The 6,151-nt window shown below is 50.5% G+C and carries 5 protein-coding genes and 1 pseudogene; all 6 read left to right on the forward strand.

The genetic code is table 11. From position 1 onward, the window contains the following. Positions 1-607 (forward strand): annotated as a pseudogene (locus tag Q0L39_RS10090) (tRNA pseudouridine(55) synthase TruB); the annotation flags it as partial. Between the two features lie 61 nt (positions 608-668). After that, positions 669-1,544 carry a type II CAAX endopeptidase family protein gene (locus Q0L39_RS10095; protein ID WP_296628872.1) on the forward strand — a complete coding sequence of 292 codons (876 nt, stop codon included), beginning with the start codon at positions 669-671 and terminating at the stop codon, positions 1,542-1,544. Positions 1,545-1,759: 215 nt separating this feature from the next. Then, the gene (locus Q0L39_RS10100) at positions 1,760-2,713 is read left to right on the forward strand and encodes a bifunctional riboflavin kinase/FAD synthetase (RefSeq protein WP_296628876.1); all 954 of its coding nucleotides are present in this window, start codon (positions 1,760-1,762) and stop codon (positions 2,711-2,713) included. 231 nt (positions 2,714-2,944) lie between these two features. Beyond that, positions 2,945-3,211, forward strand: a complete 267-nt coding sequence (gene rpsO, locus Q0L39_RS10105) for a 30S ribosomal protein S15 (RefSeq protein WP_296628873.1) — start codon at positions 2,945-2,947, stop codon at positions 3,209-3,211. Positions 3,212-3,446: 235 nt separating this feature from the next. After that, positions 3,447-5,564, forward strand: coding sequence for a polyribonucleotide nucleotidyltransferase (locus Q0L39_RS10110; RefSeq protein WP_296628874.1), 2,118 nt, complete (start codon positions 3,447-3,449; stop codon positions 5,562-5,564). 138 nt (positions 5,565-5,702) lie between these two features. After that, positions 5,703-6,151, forward strand: a 449-nt coding sequence (locus tag Q0L39_RS10115; RefSeq protein WP_296628875.1) for a hypothetical protein, incomplete at its 3' end; no start/stop codon positions are given.

The following is a 6,151-nucleotide window of genomic DNA, read 5'->3' on the forward strand; positions in this document are numbered from 1 at the left end:
GCTGGAACAGTTCCGCGGCGGGATCATGCAGTTGCCGCCGATGTATTCGGCGATTCAGATCAACGGCAAACGCCTGTACGATCTGGCACGGCAGGGCATCGAAATCGAGCGAGAGCGCCGTCCGGTCACCATCACTTCGTTGGAGCTGATCGACAGAGACGAGCAGAACAACGCCTATGTCATCGACGTTGCCTGCTCGAAGGGAACCTACATTCGCACCCTCTGTGCAGATATCGGTGAGGCATTGGGCTGTGGTGCAACGATGACTGCGCTGCGCCGCACCCAGGCTGCCGGTTTTTCGCTGGAGGACAGCATCACACTGGAACAGGCCGAACAGCTGTCAGCGCAAGGAACGCTGGCGCAGCGCCTGCTGCCGATTGAAACGGTGTTTGCTTCGCTGCCGGCGCTCAAGCTGGAGGGCAAACAGCAGACAATGTATCAAAACGGCGTCAAACTCGATCTTGCCCGTCTCGACGGAATGCAGACCATGAAGGACTACACCGGTGATCTGCGTGTGATCGGAGAGGACACAACCTTTTTAGGGGTCAGCTATCCCGACTGGGAAGAAGGCCTGCTGCGGATGCGAAAGCTGTTTGCGCTGCTGTAATTTTTGAAGAATCTGATTTGTACAATTCGTTTTCTGAAGTAAAGAAAGGAAGCGAGTTTTGATGAAAAAATCAGATCAAAAACGACTGTGGATTTTTGCTGTTGTGGAATCTGCCTTTTTACTTGTCTTTAGCTTGCTTTATTGGCAACACAGAGAGAATTGGTTGTTGTCACTGCTGATGTTCACGCCAGCAGTCAGCGTCATTTTGACAAGACTGTTTACCCGAGAAGGAACAAAGGCATTGTATCTGCGGGTTTGGATGCGCAAAAATCTGCGCTGCTATTTGGCAACTTGGTTACTGACACCGGTGGTAGCCTATGTAGGTGCAGTGTTGTATTTTTTGCTGTTCCCACAGAATTTTACCCTCTCTTCCCAGCTTGCGCAGGAGGCAGGAGTGCAGGGCGCCGATTATCTGGTGATGCTGGCACAAACTATCCCACTTGCTGTGCTGATCAATCCACTGACGGGTTTGCTTCCCTGTCTGGGTGAGGAGCTTGCCTGGAGAGGCTATCTGTTGCCTAAGTTTTCCTGTTACGGAAAAATTCCAGCAACACTGATCACGGGCTTACTGTGGGGTCTGTGGCATGCACCGATTGTTGCCATGGGATTTAACTATGGGGAAGGACATCCGGTTGCCAATATTCTGGCGATGCTGGTGTTTTGCAGTGTGCTTGGCGTGATTCAGGGATACCTGTTTTTTCACACTGGTTCAGTATGGGGACCGGTTGTTTTTCATGCAGCAATCAATGGAATTGACCTATATGCACCTTCACAGCTGTTTATGAATCGTTCCTCCAATTTGTTTATCGGACCTAATCTAATAGGACTCGTTGGCGGAGCTGGATTGATTCTATTGGCAGCGTGGTGCCTTCGTCAACTTTGGAAGATGGATAAAACGGCCAACAGCTTCGAACCTGTCGTAAGAAATCAAATTTAAAGATAAATTAAAAAATCCATCCGAACATTCAAACAAAGAATTATCTAATTTTTTGTACTTTGCAAACAATAAAATACAATATTTTGTAACTTCGGTATAATAAAGGTGGTTTGTTAAAATATAATCAAACAAATTGCCTTGCAAATCGTCAAAATTCTGTCTATAATGTGTGGGGTAGAAATCAGATGAAACGGGGAAATGAGAGATTGAAAGTAGTGAGAGATTTTGTCAGACCGGATTCCGGCCGACCGGCTTCGGTGGCGCTGGGACTGTTCGACGGAGTACATATTGGCCACCGGCAGGTGCTTGCCAGTGCGCTGCAAAACAGGGAGCTTGCACCTTGTGTCTTTACCTATACGATCTCCGATTCGATTCCCCAGATCAAGAAAAAGTATCTTGCCCTCACCCTCGATGAGCAGAAATGCAGCATCCTCGAGCGGATGGGGTTTGAGCTTGTTGTGATGCCGGATTTTAGCGACTTTAAAGATCTGGCGCCGGAGGTGTTTGTAGAAGAGATGTTGATTGAGAAGATGGGAGCCAAGGAGCTCAGCTGCGGCTATGATTTTACCTTTGGCAGCAAAGGAGCGGGCGACGTGGCACTGCTGCAGAAGCTGGCAGAAAAACACGGTGTTCGGCTCAATGTCATCCAGCCCGTGGAACTGGACGGTCAGCCGGTCAGCTCCACCCGCATCCGCGATGCAATTTTAGCAGGGGAGATGGATGCAGCCAGCCGGATGCTCGGCCGCCGTTTTTCCATCCGACTGAAGGTCGAACACGGCAATCAGATCGGCCGCATGATGGATTTTCCGACCATCAATCAGGTCTTTCCAAAGCACCACATCGTGCCGCGGTATGGAGTCTACTCGACGGTGGTCAACATCGACGGCAAGCTCTACGGCGGCGTCACCAATGTCGGCATCAAGCCGACCGTCGGCTCGGACGGCCCGCTGGCAGAAACGTATATTATGGATTATTCGGGCGATCTGTACGGCAAGATGGTGGAGGTTTATTTCTTCCGCTTCGTGCGTCCGGAGCGCAAGTTCCCGTCCATCGAGCAGCTCAAGGAGCAGATCTCCAGAGATAAGGACAGCGTCCGCCAGGATATTGCCGAAAATATCGAGCGCATGGTCTTTCTGGATGGACATCCCGAGGATATCCGCAGAGATTAAGCTGTTTGCAGCGGATTTGTCCAAAATTTTGGGAAAATCCCTGTTTACAAAATAAAATGGATATGGTATACTAATTAAGTGAGTGTGAGCTTGCTGATAATACCAGGTTCCATTCCTCCATAACCTAGTCAGGGGAGACCGCTCTTGTAGTGCCGTTTGGCCGATCGGAGCATTTCACCAGCCCCAGGCTCAGTTACAGGAGAAAAATATTTTTTATGAGGTGAATGCACTATGATGAGAAAAGAAGAAAAAACACAGGTAATCGAACAGAACAGACTGCATGAGACCGACACCGGTTCCGCTGAAGTACAGATCGCAATTCTCACCAAGAGAATCAACGACCTGACCGAGCACTTCAAAGCAAACAAAAACGACCATCACTCCAGACGTGGTCTGCTGAAAATGGTTGGCCGTCGTCGTAACATGCTCAACTACCTGAAGAAAAAAGACATCAACCGTTACCGTGCAGTTATCGAGAAACTGGGCCTGAGAAAGTAATTTCGTCAAGGCTATTGTCAAAGGCGGAAGTATCCGGAGAGATCCGCGGTGCTTCTGCCTTTTACACATCATCTTACACAACCAACCCAAAAACATTCATGATCCAAAGGGACGGTTGGGCAATCCACCTTTTTTTAGCATCAAATCGAGCTTCAGAACAGCTGCTCTGAAGTTGGACTTTTTGCTAAAATGGTCAATGTCCGGCCGCCCGAAGTATTTTTAGGAGGCTGCGACAATGTTCGAAAATTTCAGAGTATTTGAAACAGAACTCGCCGGCAAAAAGATTTCCTTTGAAACAGGAAAGATGGCCTGCCTGGCAAACGGCTCTGTCCTGGTTCGCTACGGCGATACCACCGTTATGGTCAACGTTACTGCTGCTCAGAAACCACGTGAGGGCGTCGATTTCTTCCCTCTCTCGGTTGATTTTGAAGAGAAGCTGTATTCCGTCGGCAAAATCCCTGGCTCCTTCATCAAACGTGAGAGCCGTCCTTCTCAGAAGGCTATCCTGACCTCCCGTCTGGTTGACCGTCCAATCCGTCCGCTCTTCCCGAAGGATATGCGCAACGACGTTTCGGTTGTCATGACCGTTCTGTCGGTAGATCAGGACTATTCTCCTGAAGTTGCTGGTATGCTGGGTACTTCCTTTGCACTGTCCATCTCGGACATTCCGTGGAATGGCCCAATCGGCGGCGTACAGGTAGGTCTGGTCGACGGCGAAATCATTATCTGCCCAAATGAGGAGCAGAGAAAACACTCCGACCTTCAGCTGACCGTTGCTGGTACCCGCGAGAAGATCGTTATGATCGAAGCAGGTGCAAACGAGGTTGATAACGAGACTATGCTCGAAGCAATCGCAAAAGGTCACGAGGAGATCAAGAAGATCGCTCAGTTCATCGCAGATGTACAGGCTGAGATCGGTAAACCGAAGTTCACCTTCGAGTCGCAGGAAGTTGATCCTGCTATGTTCGAAGCAATCAAGGAATTTGCAATCGACAAGGTAAAATATGCACTGGATACCGACGATAAGAACATCCGTGAGGAGCGTCTGGCACCAGTTATCGAAGAAATCCACGCACAGTTCGATGAGCAGTATCCAGAAGAAACTGCAAAGATCGACGAGTGCATCTATAAATTGCAGAAATTTGTCGTCAGAAGATGGCTGCTCGACGAGGGCAAACGTGTTGACGGCCGTGGCATCGACGAGATTCGTCCGCTGGCAGCTGAGGTTGGCATCATCCCACGTGTTCATGGTTCCGCACTGTTCACCCGTGGACAGACTCAGGTCATGACCATCACCACCCTCGGCCCAGTTTCGGATGCTCAGATTCTGGACGGTATCGACAACGAGGACACCAAACGCTATATGCACCAGTACAACTTCCCGTCCTACTCGGTCGGCGAAACAAAGCCATCCCGTGGTCCTGGCCGTCGTGAGATCGGGCATGGCGCACTGGCAGAGCGTGCACTGGAGCCGGTAATTCCTCCGGTAGAGGAGTTCCCATACGCATACCGCGTTGTTTCCGAGGTTCTTTCCTCCAACGGTTCCACCTCTCAGGCTTCGATCTGTGCTTCCACTCTGTCGCTGATGGATGCTGGTGTTCCGATCAAAGCACCGGTTGCAGGTATCTCCTGCGGTCTGATCACCGAGGGCGACCGCTGGATGACCATGGTGGACATCCAGGGTCTGGAGGACTTCTTCGGCGATATGGACTTTAAGGTTGGCGGTACTCACAAGGGTATCACCGCAATTCAGGTGGACATCAAGATCGACGGTCTGACATTGGACATCATCCGCGATGCTTTTGAAAAGACTCGCAGAGCAAGAATTTACATCCTGGATGAAATCATGCTCAAACAGCTCGCACGTCCACGTCCAGAGGTCAACGAGTATGCACCGAAGATGGTCAGCCTGAAGATTCCGGTTGACAAGATCCGTGAAGTTATCGGTTCGGGCGGCAAGGTTGTACAGAAGATCTGTGCAGAGTGCGACGTTAAGGTTGACATCGAAGAAAACGGCGATGTATTTGTATCCGGCGTCAAGAAGGACAACGTTAACCGTGCAGTCAGCATGATCGAGACCATCGCCCGTGACCCAGAGGTCGGCGCTTTCTATAAAGGCCGCGTCACCAAGCTGATGAACTTCGGCGCCTTTGTTGAGATCGCTCCAGGCAAAGAGGGTCTGGTTCATATCTCCAAGCTGGACACCAAACGTGTTGAGCGTGTAGAGGATGTTGTCAACGTAGACGACGAGATTCTGGTCAAGGTTACCGATATCGACAGCCAGGGCAGAATCAACCTCTCCAGAAAAGATGCCCTCATCGCAATGGAAAACAAACAGAAAAAGAATCAGTAATCACTGATACGATAGACGGAGCAGATGCCAAAGCGGCATCTGCTCCGTTTTTGTGCTCTTTAAAATCGGTAAAGACGGTATCAATCGCACAAAAACGGGCAAACCTCACAGCAGAACAATGATCGAGAGGATGGTCCAATGAAGGTGTGGTTGTATGAGAAAAATGGTCTGCTGTGGGAGAAGGTGCTGTGTGTCCAGACTGGATTGATGCTGTACGAACTGGCAGCGCAAAGCTCCTTTTTTCTGATGGAAGCTAGCCTTGTGCTGCTGTTTGTCTGCTTTGTCTGGGAGGAGCGCAAGGCCTTGTTTTCTCCACTGCAGACGGCAGGAGAGGCACTCAGCTTGCTGCGTCCGTTGGGTGGCTGCTGGATGACGGTGGTTCTGTATCTGGGATGGGAGGTGCTGTCCTTCTCCCGCTCGGTGTATCCCTTTGGAATCTGGGAAAAGTATCGGGTAGTGCTGTTGATGCTGGGAATCTCTGCGCTGACAGTGTGGTACCTTCGAAAGGATAGCGCGGTCCGCCTGCGCCGGCTGATGTTGGTGTTTGCTGCGGCAGGAACGGCAGCAGCGGTGCTTTCGGTGCTCAA

Origin of the sequence: uncultured Negativibacillus sp., from assembly GCF_944388365.1 — a bacterium.
In the GTDB taxonomy this organism is placed as follows: domain Bacteria; phylum Bacillota; class Clostridia; order Oscillospirales; family Ruminococcaceae; genus Negativibacillus.

Bases quoted from the DNA above. Each gene is read 5' to 3' on its own strand.
- Q0L39_RS10095 (WP_296628872.1), top strand. From the start codon at position 669: ATGAAAAAATCAGATCAAAAACGACTGTGGATTTTTGCTGTTGTGGAA.
- rpsO (WP_296628873.1), top strand. From the start codon at position 2,945: ATGATGAGAAAAGAAGAAAAAACACAGGTAATCGAACAGAACAGACTG.
- Q0L39_RS10110 (WP_296628874.1), top strand. From the start codon at position 3,447: ATGTTCGAAAATTTCAGAGTATTTGAAACAGAACTCGCCGGCAAAAAG.